This window comes from Siminovitchia acidinfaciens (genome assembly GCF_003605385.1).
In the GTDB taxonomy this organism is placed as follows: Bacteria; Bacillota; Bacilli; order Bacillales; family Bacillaceae_C; genus Siminovitchia; species Siminovitchia acidinfaciens.
This window is the reverse complement of record NZ_QYTV02000001.1, coordinates 843,983-857,737: the sequence shown is the minus strand read 5'-3', so window position 1 is coordinate 857,737 and position 13,755 is coordinate 843,983. Positions and strand designations below refer to the sequence as shown.

15 protein-coding genes are annotated in these 13,755 nt (G+C 44.4%); all 15 read right to left on the bottom strand.

The genetic code is table 11. The features are described from left to right. Positions 1–14: 14 nt before the first annotated feature. The 15 genes from sufU to D4T97_RS03875 all read right to left on the bottom strand — a co-directional run bounded on the left by sufU (position 15) and on the right by D4T97_RS03875 (position 13,712). On the bottom strand, positions 15–452 hold the full coding sequence (gene sufU / locus D4T97_RS03940; RefSeq protein WP_126047824.1) for a Fe-S cluster assembly sulfur transfer protein SufU: 438 nt from the start codon (positions 450–452) through the stop codon (positions 15–17). After that, on the bottom strand, positions 442–1,671 hold the full coding sequence (locus D4T97_RS03935) for a cysteine desulfurase (RefSeq protein ID WP_126047822.1): 1,230 nt from the start codon (positions 1,669–1,671) through the stop codon (positions 442–444). Before D4T97_RS03935 ends, sufU begins: the two co-directional genes overlap by 11 nt. Beyond that, the gene (gene sufD, locus D4T97_RS03930; RefSeq protein ID WP_126047820.1) at positions 1,671–2,981 is read right to left on the bottom strand and encodes a Fe-S cluster assembly protein SufD; all 1,311 of its coding nucleotides are present in this window, start codon (positions 2,979–2,981) and stop codon (positions 1,671–1,673) included. Before sufD ends, D4T97_RS03935 begins: the two co-directional genes overlap by 1 nt. Positions 2,982–2,998: 17 nt before the next feature. Further along, positions 2,999–3,781, bottom strand: a complete 783-nt coding sequence (sufC, locus tag D4T97_RS03925) for a Fe-S cluster assembly ATPase SufC (RefSeq protein WP_126047818.1) — start codon at positions 3,779–3,781, stop codon at positions 2,999–3,001. A gap of 254 nt (positions 3,782–4,035) precedes the next feature. Further along, positions 4,036–4,164 (bottom strand): hypothetical protein, encoded by a 129-nt coding sequence (locus D4T97_RS20885; protein ID WP_268920392.1) that lies wholly within the window; start codon positions 4,162–4,164, stop codon positions 4,036–4,038. A gap of 68 nt (positions 4,165–4,232) precedes the next feature. Next, positions 4,233–4,451 (bottom strand): hypothetical protein, encoded by a 219-nt coding sequence (locus tag D4T97_RS03920; protein WP_126047816.1) that lies wholly within the window; start codon positions 4,449–4,451, stop codon positions 4,233–4,235. 75 nt (positions 4,452–4,526) lie between these two features. Then, positions 4,527–4,832 carry a thioredoxin family protein gene (locus D4T97_RS03915; RefSeq protein ID WP_126047814.1) on the bottom strand — a complete coding sequence of 102 codons (306 nt, stop codon included), beginning with the start codon at positions 4,830–4,832 and terminating at the stop codon, positions 4,527–4,529. Between the two features lie 9 nt (positions 4,833–4,841). Beyond that, a complete protein-coding gene (locus D4T97_RS03910; RefSeq protein ID WP_126047812.1) occupies positions 4,842–5,195 on the bottom strand; it encodes a toprim domain-containing protein in 354 nt (117 codons plus the stop codon). Between the two features lie 118 nt (positions 5,196–5,313). Continuing rightward, positions 5,314–5,697: a glycine cleavage system protein GcvH gene (gene gcvH / locus D4T97_RS03905; protein ID WP_126047810.1), complete on the bottom strand. Its 384-nt coding sequence runs from the start codon at positions 5,695–5,697 to the stop codon at positions 5,314–5,316. Between the two features lie 229 nt (positions 5,698–5,926). Further along, positions 5,927–6,283, bottom strand: a complete 357-nt coding sequence (locus D4T97_RS03900) for an arsenate reductase family protein (RefSeq protein ID WP_126047808.1) — start codon at positions 6,281–6,283, stop codon at positions 5,927–5,929. Positions 6,284–6,365: 82 nt separating this feature from the next. Continuing rightward, positions 6,366–7,124 carry an OmpA family protein gene (locus D4T97_RS03895; RefSeq protein WP_126047806.1) on the bottom strand — a complete coding sequence of 253 codons (759 nt, stop codon included), beginning with the start codon at positions 7,122–7,124 and terminating at the stop codon, positions 6,366–6,368. Next, positions 7,105–7,932 (bottom strand): MotA/TolQ/ExbB proton channel family protein, encoded by an 828-nt coding sequence (locus D4T97_RS03890; RefSeq protein ID WP_235872139.1) that lies wholly within the window; start codon positions 7,930–7,932, stop codon positions 7,105–7,107. The genes D4T97_RS03895 and D4T97_RS03890 overlap by 20 nt, the downstream gene beginning before the upstream one ends. 301 nt (positions 7,933–8,233) lie before the next feature. Further along, on the bottom strand, positions 8,234–10,018 hold the full coding sequence (locus D4T97_RS03885) for an acyl-CoA dehydrogenase family protein (protein ID WP_126047804.1): 1,785 nt from the start codon (positions 10,016–10,018) through the stop codon (positions 8,234–8,236). 58 nt (positions 10,019–10,076) lie between these two features. Continuing rightward, positions 10,077–11,252, bottom strand: a complete 1,176-nt coding sequence (locus tag D4T97_RS03880) for an acetyl-CoA C-acetyltransferase (protein ID WP_126047802.1) — start codon at positions 11,250–11,252, stop codon at positions 10,077–10,079. Positions 11,253–11,285: 33 nt separating this feature from the next. Continuing rightward, positions 11,286–13,712: a 3-hydroxyacyl-CoA dehydrogenase/enoyl-CoA hydratase family protein gene (locus tag D4T97_RS03875; RefSeq protein ID WP_408021584.1), complete on the bottom strand. Its 2,427-nt coding sequence runs from the start codon at positions 13,710–13,712 to the stop codon at positions 11,286–11,288. Positions 13,713–13,755: the final 43 nt, after the last annotated feature.

The following is a 13,755-nucleotide window of genomic DNA, read 5'->3' as shown; positions in this document are numbered from 1 at the left end:
ATTCCTCCATTCTTTTATTGTTGTTCCTTGATCCCCTTTTCCATCGCTTTCCATGCCAATGTGGCACATTTAATCCGCGCCGGAAATTTGGATACTCCCTGCAGTGCTTCTATATCGCCAAGATCCAGATCCTCATCGTCAAAATCTTTTCCTTGGATCATATCTGAAAAAATTCCCGAAAGCTTCATAGCTGTTTCCGTATCCTGCCCGATGATGGCCTGCGTCATCATGGAAGCGGAAGCCATTGAAATGGAGCATCCTTCGCCATCAAACTTGGCATTTGTCACTTTTCCGTCTTCTACGTTCATCGTCAAATGGATCCTGTCTCCGCAAGTAGGGTTATTCATATCGACGGTCAAACTGCCGTCTTCCAGACTCCCTTTGTTCCGCGGATTTTTATAATGGTCCATGATTACTTGCCGATAGAGGTTGTCGAGATTATTAAAAGACATTCGTGAAATACTCCTTCGTTTTAACAAGGCCTTCAACAAGTCTGTCAATGTCTTGTTCAGTGTTGTATATATAAAAGCTTGCCCTTGCTGTTGCTGACACATCCAGCCACTTCATAAGCGGCTGTGCACAGTGGTGACCAGCCCGTACGGCAATGCCCTCAGCATCAAGAACTGTTGAAACATCATGCGGATGTACTTCCTCGATGTTGAACGTGATGACACCAGCGCGCCTTTCAGCTTCCATCGGTCCATAGATTGTCAGATTTTCAATCTCGGACATTTTCTCAAGAGCATAAGCAGCCAGCTTATGTTCATGATCCAAAATGGCTTCAGAACCGATTTCATTTAAAAAGTCGATGGCAGCCCCAAGTCCGATGGCACCCGCAATAATCGGCGTACCGGCTTCAAACTTCCATGGAAGCTCCTTCCATGTCGACTCATACAATCCGACGAAATCGATCATCTCGCCACCAAACTCGATCGGTTCCATTTTTTCCAAGTGCTCTTTTTTGCCATACAATACTCCAATGCCCGTCGGAGCACACATTTTATGTCCGGATATAGCGTAAAAATCACAATCCAGATCCCTAACATCCACCTTCATATGTGGAGCACCCTGGGCTCCGTCAACAACCATCACCGCTCCATGGCTGTGTGCGATGGCAGCCAACTCCTTGATCGGGTTGATGACACCAAGAACATTGGAAACATGAGAGGTTGAAACAATTTTTGTCTTGTCCGTGATTGTCTTTTTCGCTTCATCCATATTGATGGAGCCGTCTTCCAAAAGCGGAATATATTTAAGTTCCGCTCCCTTTTCCTTCGCCAACTGCTGCCACGGGATAATATTAGCATGGTGTTCCATGTAAGTAATGACGATTTCATCGCCTTGTTGGACGTTTACCCGTCCGTAACTCGCAGCAACCGTGTTGATTGCCGTAGTAGTGCCACGGGTAAAAATGATTTCTTCTGTTGATGAAGCATTGATGAAACGCCTCACCTTTTCCCTGGCTCCTTCATACTTATCCGTAGCTTTTGTTCCAAGTGTATGAACACCCCGGTGAACATTTGAGTTATAGCCTCTGTAATATTCATCGATGGCTTCAATGACCTGGACAGGCTTTTGTGAAGTAGCCGCACTGTCAAGGTATACGAGCGGATGTCCATTTACTTCCTGGTCAAGGATGGGAAACTGTTTCCGTACGTCGCTCGCATTCATTATTGCATTTTCCTTTCGATGATTTCTGTGAGTTGGCTTTTAACTGCTTCAATTGGTAACTTTTCCACTACAGGCGCTAGGAAACCGTGGATAATTAAGCGTTCCGCGTCAGCTTTAGAAATACCGCGGCTCATCATGTAAAAGAGCTGCATTGGGTCAACGCGTCCGACAGATGCCGCATGGCCCGCCATTACATCATCCTCATCGATAAGCAATATTGGGTTTGCGTCTCCACGAGCTTTTTCACTTAACATTAGTACGCGTGACTCCTGCACGGCATTCGACTTCGAAGCACCTTTTTCAATCTTGCCGATACCGTTGAAAATGGAAGATGCAGCTTCCTTCATGACTCCATGGTTTAAAATGAAACCTTCTGTGTTTTGTCCAAAATGGATGATGCTTGTCGTAAAGTTTTGCGTCTGTTTTCCTCTTCCGACAACTACTGTTTTCGCATCGCCTTTTGAGCCTTGTCCAATCAGGTTAGTCGTATTTTCGGCAATAGTATTTCCGTCGTTCATCATGCCAAGTGCCCATTCTAATGTGGCGTCACGTCCCGTGATACCTCTACGGTTCACATAAACTGTTGAACCTTGAGCAATTGTGTCGACCGCCCCGTAAACTACTTTTGCATTCGCATTCGCAAATACTTCCGACACGATGTTGACAACACCGTTTACTTCCTCGTCCGTAGATAAATAGTTCTCCACATATGTGACTGAACTGTTATCTTCTGCTACGACAATGACGTGATTGAACATTGCCGCCTCTTTATCATCAAATATATAAACAGCCTGAATAGGCTCCTTGATTTCCACATTTTTAGGAACGTACAGGAACGCTCCGCCATTGACAAGTGCAGCATGGAAAGCAGTCAGCTTGTGCTCATCAACTTTCACCGCATCCGTCATGAAATATTTTTTTACGAGATCTTCATGCTCAGACAGAGCTGTAAATAGATCCGTAAAAATGACTCCCTGCTTCTTCAACTCAGCAGATAGTGATAAATAGGATGCTTTTTGATTATGTTGAATGTACAGGTTTTGGTTAGTTGCATCCACATTTACAACTGATTTGGCAACTTCAGGCAAGTCGGCCAGCGACTCATAAGTACTGCCTTCAGCTTCGTGTTTGGCGAATTCCGTGAAGTTCCAGTTAGTAATCCTTGTTTTGTCCGGCTTTGGCATTGGCAGGTCTTCGGCCTTTTCCAACGCTTGAATCCGTAAATCCGTAAACCACGCCGGCTCATGATTGTTACTTGAAAAAGAACGAATGTACTCTTGATCTATAGTCATTTTCGTATCAATTGTCATTTCAATCCCCCTACCACTTATGCTTCTTGGCCAACAGTCTCGTCTTCGATTCCAAGCTCTTCCTTAACCCAGTCATAGCCTTCCGCTTCCAGGCGCTGTGCCAATTCTGGGCCGCCTGATTTCACGATCCGGCCTTGCATCATTACGTGTACAAAGTCAGGAGTGATATAGTTGAGAAGCCGTTGGTAGTGAGTGATAACGAGGCACCCAAAATCGCTGCCCCTCATTTTGTTAATTCCGTCGGAAACTATTTTTAATGCATCTATGTCAAGACCTGAGTCAATTTCATCCAGAATCGCAAATTTTGGTTTTAGCATTAATAATTGAAGAATTTCGTTACGTTTCTTTTCTCCGCCTGAGAATCCTTCGTTCAAATAGCGCTGTGCCATATTCGGATCCATTTCAAGCAGTTCCATTTCCTTGTCCATCTCGCGAATGAATTTCATTAAGGAAATTTCTTTTCCTTCTTCGCGGCGGGCATTGATTGCTGTTCTTAAAAACTCTGCATTCGTCACTCCGCTGATTTCGCTTGGATATTGCATAGCTGAAAACAATCCTGCACGCCCACGCTCATCCACTTCCATATCAAGGACATCTTGGCCGTCAAGCGTAATGCTTCCGCTTGTAACCGTATATCTCGGATGCCCCATGATAGCGGCGGATAAAGTCGATTTTCCTGTCCCATTCGGGCCCATTACTGCGTGGACTTCTCCACCATTTATGTTAATGTTTACACCTTTTAAGATCTCTTTGTCATCGATGGACACATTAAGATCTTTGATTGTCAACGTTGAAGCCATCCTCATTACCTCCAAATATAAAAAAATATTTGTTATCTCTTTCTCATTTGTTTCTCACTTATAATCTTATCTCATTTTAAAATAATTATCAACAAGAGCACGTATGAATTGAATTTTAGTTCATTTTATTTGAGAAGGTTCTCAAATACGAAAGCGATTCGACTGATTTTACAGATTTTTTGTTTCTTCATTTCGCGACCCTGTTTTTAATCTATACTGCTTCTTCGGGAGGCGTTGGACCGTGGGTATCATGTTTACGGTTTGAATGTTCTTTGGGAGGCGCTCCAATCAACTGCCGTGTTTTCGCTTCGGCCATTCTTCGGGAGGCGTTCACTTGGGTCACCAATCGCGTTCCCGTCAAGCTCTGTGTAAGTTCTGGACACCGTATCTCCTTTTCAGTTAAAACGAAAAAAGCTGATCTGTTTATTTTGAACAGATCAGCCTGATATTATTAGTTTCCTGACGAAAGGTTACCACCTATATTCGCTGCCACTATCCGCGACTCCACATACTCTTTTTCACGCCTCTTCTCAACCTCGATTCTTTTTTCGCAATCGTGCCTGTAAGTTTCATAACCGATTCCGTGGGCTCCGTGGAGTGCTTTTTCCATATCATTTGTGTACTGAATCTTCAGGGGGTTGATAGAAAACCATTCCTTTCGTTTTTTCATCGCCGTCTTTTACGGTACACCCATCATTTTCCCTGATGGATCAAGGCTAAACATAAATTTAAATTAATGTACACTTTACAGGTACTTCTTGACGATTCCAAGCAAGTTGGGAACCGACCGAAAAGCATAGACTTTCTCAACCGGCAAGCCGTCCTGGAAGACCATGAGACAGGGTACACTTTCGATTTTCAAGTCGATGGCCAAATCGGGCATGTAGTTCAAATCAGCTTTTCCAAAAGTTGATCCGGTTATTTCTTCTACAATACCCAACATCCTACCCGCCACCTGACACGTTCCACATATTGGGGTGTAAAAATAAATAATGGCAGATGCTTGCTCCGCCATTATTTCATTAATATCTTTATTAGTCCATTCTTCCATATGAAAATTTCATCCTTTATGAAGATACTGCGCATGAATATCGATGCGTGCCCTTAATAGAATTTGGGCGAGGTGTTCCAATGGGGCTGTTGCCACTTCTTTAAATTTACGATCAATAAAAAGATGACGGGCTAAGGGGAATTCTCGCTTTAGCTGCTTACGCAGTTTATCCCCGGAAGAATCAGAATCAACCAAAATGAATAAATCCCTACCTTCCAGTTCCTCAACAAGTTCATCCAACTTTGACAAACCGATCGTTCCGTTCGTACAAATGACCTCAACGGGCTCTTTTACCAACTGCATGATTTTTTTCTTATCAGACAGTCCCTCGACAATAATGACAATTTCTGTTGATGGATTCATTTTATGCTACCCCGCTTTTATCATCAATGGAAAAAAATGCACCTTGGCTATGGGTCCAAGGCGCATTTATTTTTATTTTCGTCCAGCTGCAGCGCTCAGCGCCTTCCGCTTTTCTTTATTACTCTTCACTCGTCATTTTCACGTAGTCTTCAGCAGACATCAAGTTGTCGAATTCACCTGTGTCGGAAGGCTCTACAACGATCATCCATGCTTTCTCATATGGTGATTCGTTTACGAACTCAGGGCTGTCTTCAAGGTCTTCGTTCACTTCTACAACTTTACCGCTCACTGGCGCATACAATTCGGATACAGTTTTTACTGATTCAACGCTTCCGAAAGGCTCGTCTGCTGTAATTTCATCACCAACTTCTGGAAGTTCAACAAAAACGATGTCGCCAAGCTCAGATTGTGCAAAGTCCGTGATCCCGATCCGCACTTTTTCCCCTTCTTCTTTTACCCATTCATGTTCCTCTGAATAACGTAATTCTGCCGGTGTGTTCATGCAAATCCCTCCATCATTTTTTTCTCATTTAAATGTACAAAAAGAAAGCTGTTAAAGCAAGAAAACGCTCTTAGAGGAAGTTCCAAAAGTCGCCAAGTGATAAGCCGCGAAGTTCTTCACTGGCTCGTCTCTCCGCTGCTTATGTATTTTAATCCATACATTCCGCTGCATAAAACCAGCCGTCCCGACCTTCTGATTTGACAACTTTTTGAACCCATACTCTTATTGATTATTTCCATACATCATTGAAAGTTTCCTCTTTAAAGCCGACTGTCACTTTCTTTCCATCCGTGACAATCGGGCGCTTGATCAGCATGCCATCCGAAGCAAGTATATCAAGCAATTCATCATCCGAGGCTTCTTTGACTTTATCCTTTAAACCAAGCTCCCGGTATTTCTTTCCGCTTGTATTGAAGAACTTCTTCAGTTCCAATCCGCTCTTTTCATACATATTTTTCAACTGATCCTTTGACGGCGGCTCTTCAACGATATGTATTTCATTATATTCCACACCTTGATCATCCAGCCATTTCTTCGCTTTGCGGCAAGTTCCGCATTTTGGGTACAGATATATGTCAAGTCCCAATACAATCACCCCTTTCTGCAAAAAATACATCATTATTATAATCCATATATTCGATAGTTCTTGCAAAAAACCTCTTAAAAGTTTATTTGGCAAGTTCTTCATTCGAAATAATCAATACGACACGGCGGTTTTTGCTTCGGCCTTCATCGGTATTATTCGTAGAGATAGGTTTGTATTCTCCGTATCCGATCGCTTTGAATCGATTCGGGTCAAGCTTATGTTTTTCGGTCAAATGGCGGATAACGATATTGGCCCTTGCTGTTGACAGATCCCAGTTGGAAGGGAAGCGCTCAGTGGAGATAGGACGGTTATCCGTGTGCCCTTCGATTTCAATGATATTGGAAATCTCCGCCAACAAAGGCGCCATATCATCTAAAAAGAGGATAGCTTCTTCTTTGAGATCCGCCTTGCCTGAAGGGAACAGCATGATTTCCGGCAGTATGACTTCAATTCCTTTTTCAGTCGGAGTCACTGTCATTTTACCTTCCAAATCATGTTTGGTGGCATATGTTTTTACATAATCTAAAATTTCTTGGATATGTTTCTCACGTTTTATCATCTCTTCCAATTGTTTTTCGTACTCTTTGGGTACTGTTTTTTCTCCTTCGCTTTCACCATCTGAAGGTTTTTCTTCGCCGTCCCCAGCGATTCCTCCGCCACCGGATTCTTCAGGTGCCGAGCCACGATTATGATTTTGGAAGGAATTCGTAGCAGATTTAAAATCTGTATCCGAATAAGAATACAACAATACGAAGAGTATCAGTATAACCATCAGCAAATCTGCAAAAGTGATCAGCCACGGCTGGGTTGTCCTAGGCACTTCAAATTTGTTTCTCTTCATGGGTGCCTTCTCCTATGTAATCATCGATGATGGTAGTCACCTGTGTGCTTTCTGTGAGGAACATGTGTAATTTATCTTTTAAAATAGTAGGACCTTCATTATTGCGGATACTGATCAAAGCATCAATGACAACTTCTTTTAAAAAAACCTCCTCTTCGGTCAGGAGCACCAGCTTGTTGGCAATCGGAATAAATACAAGGTTTGCCATCAGCACTCCATAAAATGTCGTTATCAGGGCTACTGCGATTGCCGGGCCCAAGTCGCTTGGATTATCTAGTTGCTGCAGCATCAGGACCAATCCGACAATGGTACCGATCATTCCCCATGCCGGTGACAACTCCCCTGCTTTCGTAATCAACTGCTGGCCGCGGGCATGCCTTTTTTCCATAGCCCGGATATCCATCTCCATTATCTTTCGGATCATTTCTTCTTCATACCCGTCAATGACCAGGCGGAGTCCTTTTTGAATGAACGGATCCGCTGTCCGTTCCCTCTCTCTTTCCAGCCCCTTGATCATCCCGTCAACTCTTGATGTTCTTGCCAAATCCACAAGACTGTTGATGAAATCTTGGATTGGAACCTCCCGGCGTCTGAAAGTTGTATGTAAAACATTAAACATACTGCCAACTTCCTTCGCCCCGAAACCAACAAATAAAGAGGCAAACAACCCTCCAAAAACTATAACAAAGGAGGAGAAGCTAATAAAAACCAAAAAGCTATCATATCCCCCTGCAAGATAGATAGCAAAAAATATTACCGCAAAGCCTAATATAATGCCAATGGGTGTCAGAATATCTTTCCTGAGCACAGATGATGCACCTTCTTTCTTTGATAGGCGGATGGCCTCTATCATTAATATCGGTTTGTGTGATTTATTTTTAATAGATTGGAAAAGCATGGGGGGCAAAAGTAGGAGAGGACTGATAATATTTGATTGGAGTAAAAATAAACTGCACATTTTTTATAATGACAATTGGACTAATTCAGATGGTAATTGCGCGAGTTTCGATGACTTTTCAAAGAGCTCAACCGTTAATTTGCACAAATCCCATTTTACTTACAGAAAACAGAAAAAATGAGCGAGTCTGGTGGCTCGCTCATTTTTTCTATTAAACGACGTACCTTTCAGCGGCAATCAGCTGTTCGGCAGCTTCCCGCTTTTTCGCAATCGCGTTGATCGGCGTATGGCGCGTCAATCTGCGAAGAGCGGAGTTCATCATACGAAACGTGTCGCCCTCTTCGATGGCTGCGAGACTTTCGCGCGCAAACTGCTCCACTTTTACGATGGAATCTTGGCAGAAAATCTCTGTATAAAGCAGTTTCTGTTTGCTCTTTTCCAATCCGCTTCGGCTAATCGCCTTTTCTGTCCTTAAGACAACGGACTCCATTGCATAGGCAAGAGATACAATATCGGCGATTCGGGAAAGGATTTCCTGCTCATTTTCTAATGCTTTTCCGTACTTCTGGGCAGCAAGCCCTGCAATCATGAGGGCAACTTTCTTCGCTCCACCCGTCAGTTGTTTTTCCTGAGCCAGCGGTTCGTCACCAGGCTCTTCCAGCATAAGCATCATCAGTTCTTCCTGAAGTGTTTGTGCCTTTTCGAGGAGCGGCAGTTCTCCCTTGAATGCCTTGCGTAAATAGGTTCCCGGAACAAGCAGCCGGTTGATTTCATTTGTACCTTCAAAGATCCGGTTGATCCTTGAATCGCGGTAAGCACGTTCTATCTCGTACTCTTCCATATAGCCGTATCCGCCGTGAATCTGGACACCTTCATCTACGACATGGTCCAGGACTTCCGTTCCGAATACTTTGTTCAAGGAACATTCGATGGCATATTCCGCGATAGATTTCGCGACCTCCGTACCATCTTTGATCTGTTCCTCACTAAGACGGCTCATGCGGTCTTCAAATAGGCCGACTGTCCGGTAGACGGAGCTTTCGGCAGCATAGATTTTTGAACCAAGCGTTCCAAATTTTTCTTTTGTCAAATTGAACTGGGAAATCGGAGTTTTGAATTGTTTCCGCTGGTTGGCATATTCCAATGTAATTTCAAGCGCGCGTTTGGAAGCTCCTACCGCACCTACCCCGAGCTTATAACGGCCGATATTTAAAATATTAAAAGCGATTCGGTGTCCCTTTCCGACCTCACCGAGCAGGTTTTCAACCGGCACCTCGGCATCATCTAAAATGAGCGTCCGTGTCGATGAACTCTTGATCCCCATTTTCTTCTCTTCCGGGCCTGTTGATACTCCGGGATATTCCCTTTCGACAATGAAAGCCGAAAAATGCTCGCCGTCCACTTTTGCATAAACAATGAATACATCTGCAAACGCAGAGTTGGTAATCCACTGTTTTTCACCGTTCAAGAGATAATGAGTGCCCGCCTCGTTCAGCTTTGCTGTTGTTTTTGCACCAAGCGCATCTGATCCCGATCCCGGTTCTGTCAAAGCATACGCAGCGAGCAGTTCCCCTGTCGCCAAAGACGGCAAATATTTCTGTTTCTGCTCATCCGTACCGAATAAAACGATTGGAAGCGACCCAATTCCAACATGCGCCCCATGGGAAATTGAAAAGCCTCCGGCTTTAGCCAGCTTTTCCGCAATCAAGGCAGAGCTGATTTTATCAAGAGCAAGGCCCCCATATTCCTCCGGAACATCAGCTCCCAAAAGACCAAGCTCCCCAGCTTCTTTTAATAGTTTGACAGAGTGCTCAAATTCGTGATTTTCCAGATGATCCACCTGTGGCATCACTTCGTTTGTTACAAATTCGTCCGTTGTTTTCGCTATCATTTTTTGCTCATCGGTGTAATCTTCGGGAGTGAACATTTGATCTGCGGTAATATCCTCGATTAAAAAAGCTCCGCCTTTGATTAACTTTCCAACTTCTTCCGCCATTGATCATTCCTCCGTTTCTTTTAATTAATAAAGTCGTTAAAAGCGTCTTATACCTTTCTTATAACAGTTCAAACACACCAGCAGCTCCCATGCCACCGCCTATACACATCGTCACGACTCCGAATTGAACCTGTCTCCTCCTCATTTCATGGGCGAGCGTCAAGGTCAGTTTCGCACCTGTGCAGCCGAGCGGATGTCCGAGCGCTATGGCGCCACCATTTACGTTGACGATCTCTTCATTAAGATTTAGCCCGCGAATCACTTGAATCGCCTGGGAAGCAAACGCCTCATTCAATTCGAACAATCCGATATCCGCCAACTCGAGTCCTGCAATTTCCAATGCTTTCGGTATCGCTGCAACCGGACCGACTCCCATGATCTCCGGGGCCACTCCCGCAACAGCAAACGAACGGAATTTCAACATCGGCTCAAGCCCGATGGAATACGCTTTTTCACGGTCCATCACCATTACGGCAGCCGCTCCATCGCTCGTTTGCGAAGAGTTTCCTGCCGTCACCGAGCCTGTGACAGAGAACACCGGTCGAAGCTTTGACAATACTTCCATGTTCGTATCTGGGCGGACTCCTTCATCTTGTGAAAATTGAATATGCTTTTCTTTTAATTTATTATCAGGACCTACCGTTCTCGCAACCACATCGACCGGTACGATCTCATCTGCAAATTTCCCTTCCGCAATAGCTTTGGCTGCTTTTTGGTGGCTGCGCACAGCAAAAGCATCCTGGTCTTCCCGGGATACACCGAATTTCCTGGCAACTTCTTCAGCTGTATGTCCCATGCTCATATAGTATTCGGGAGCTGATTCTACAAGCCGAAGATTCGGCCTGACAACATGCCCCGTCATTGGAACAAGGCTCATCGATTCAGCGCCTCCGGCAATGATTGTATCCGAAGAGCCTACCATGATCCTTTCGGCAGCGTACGCAATGGACTGCAGACCCGATGAACAAAACCGATTAATCGTTATACCCGGCACATCATCGGACAGGCCTGCAAGCCCTCCGATGTTCCGCGCCATGTTCAATCCCTGTTCGGCTTCCGGTACAGCGCAGCCAATAATGATATCATCGATATTCCCTCCATAATCGCCTGCCCGTTTTAAAGTTTCTTTTACGACCAGCGCCCCAAGATCATCTGGACGCGTATGGGCGAGCGTCCCTTTTTTCGCTTTCCCAACAGGCGTCCTGGCACCAGCTACGATGACCGCTTCACGCATAAATGATCCTCCTCATTTCCTAGTAAACTTTGGTCAGTTTCTCAATGGTTTCCCTTTGACAAGCATATGCTGCATGCGCTGCTGTGATTTCGGCTCTGCCACAAGACTTAAGAAAGCTTCCCTTTCTAGATCCAGCAAATATTGCTCATCTACTGTCGTTCCATATGGCACTTTGCCGCCCGCAATCACATACGCCAATTTTTTTGCTATTTTCATATCATGTTCGGAAATATACCCTGACAGTTTCATAGCTTCTGCCCCCAGCAGCAAGGTTGCGTAACCCGTCTCTCCCGTAACCGGAATCTTTTCTCTAACCGGAGGTTTATATCCTTGTTCGTGCAAGGCCAAAACCGCCTGTTTCGCATCAAAAATGAGATGATCTCCGTTGATCGATATTCCATCGGCGTGATTCAAGAAATTATTTTCGGCCGCTTCTTCCGCTGAAGTGGATACTTTTGCCATAGCGATCGTTTCAAACACTTTGTTCGCCACCTGCTGCAAATCAAACTCCACGCCATCAGCCATGCTTTTTAATGTTTTTATATAAAGCTCTTTATTTCCTCCTCCGCCTGGTATGAGTCCAACCCCGGTTTCCACCAGACCCATATATGTTTCCATGGATGCCTGTATGTGGTCAGCAGGCAGGCAGACCTCCGATCCTCCGCCGAGTGTCATGCCAAATGGTGCTGCCACAACCGGCTTTTCGCTGTATTTGATTTTCATCATCGCCTGCTGGAATTGGCGTACGACCATATCGACTTCGAAAATGTCATCATCCTGGGCCGCCATTAAAATCAAGGCAATATTTGCTCCTACACAGAAGTTTTTCCCCTGGTTGCCGATGATGAGTCCTTTATAGTTCTTCTCTGTTTCTTCAATCGCATAATTAAGCATTTGAATGATATCAAACCCGATTGCATTGTTTTTGGAATGGAATTCAAGAAGTAGAACCCCATCTCCGACATCGATTACGCTTGCTCCTGAATTCTTTTTTAACACTTTCCCTTGCTTTTTCAAAAGCTTCAAATCTATCACTTTAGGATTTTTGGTAACTTCTTTATATTCACCGTTTGAATAATAATGTTCGATTCCTTCATTCTCCTTATAAAAAGAAGAATGGCCGTTTTCAATCATACTCTTCACCCAGCCAGGAACTTCGATGCCTTCCTGCTCCATTTTAGCGACAGACTTTTCCACTCCGATGGCATCCCACGTTTCAAATGGTCCAAGCTCCCAGCCGAATCCCCATTTCATCGCCTGGTCGATTGCGACGATATCATCCGCTATTTCCCCGAGGAGCTCTGCAGAAATTGTCAATACTGGCGCCGTGATGCTCCAAAGCAGCTTCCCTGCTGGGTCGTCTGAATACATAAGCGCTTTCATTTTCCCTTTTGTCCCTTGTTCCTGTTTAGCCATTTCAAGACCAGGCGTTTTGAACTTCTTTCGCGGTTCATATTCGAAAGTTTCCGGATTGAGCTCGAGAATCTCCTTGCCCTTTTTCACATAAAAGCCCTGGCCGGATTTGCTGCCAAGCCAGCCTTTTTCATGCATTCTTTTCATAAAGTCAGGGACTTCGAACACTTTCTTTTCTTCGCCTTCCACCAATTCATACACGTTATTGGCCACATGGATGAAAGTATCAAGGCCAACAACATCGAGTGTCCTGAACGTCGCGCTTTTCGGTCTGCCGATCAAAGTGCCTGTAATGGAATCCACTTCACCGATACTGTATCCGCCTTTTAACATTTCCCTCACAGCGATAAGAAGACCGTACGTTCCGATGCGGTTGGCGATGAAGTTTGGCGTGTCTTTTGCAACAACGACTCCTTTACCCAGTACATCTTCACCGAACGTTTTTATAAACTCGAGCACTTTAGGGTCGGTCTTTTTCGTCGGAATGACTTCCAGCAGCTTTAAATAGCGCGGCGGATTGAAAAAGTGCGTCCCAAGAAAATGCTTTTGAAAATCTTCCGATCGTCCCTCGGACATCGCTTCCACAGAAATGCCTGATGTATTAGAACTGATGATCGAGCCATCTTTTCTGTACTGATCAATTTGTTCAAACACTTTCTTTTTCACTTCAAGATTTTCCACTACTACCTCAATGATCCAATCTACATCTTTGAGCTGATCCAGGTCATCTTCCAGGTTTCCGGCTGTGATCAGATTAATATTCTTCTTGCTTGTTAAAGGAGCCGGCTTTTGTTTAAACAGTTTTTTCAATGCCTCTTGCGTATTCCTGTTTCGCACTTCCCTGTCTTCCAGTGTAAGGCCCTTTGACTTCTCTTTTTCCGTCAGTTCCTTCGGAACAATATCCAGAAGCAGGGTTGGTATTCCAACGTTGGCCAAGTGCGCAGCTATGCCGGAGCCCATGACTCCTGAACCAAGGACTGCCGCTTTTCGAATTCGAAATGACAATGAAATTTCCTCCTTCACAACTTTGAATGAATACTCATTCATTTTGTTTTTAAAAAAAAGCTCATGAATGAAGTGAGTTTCGTTA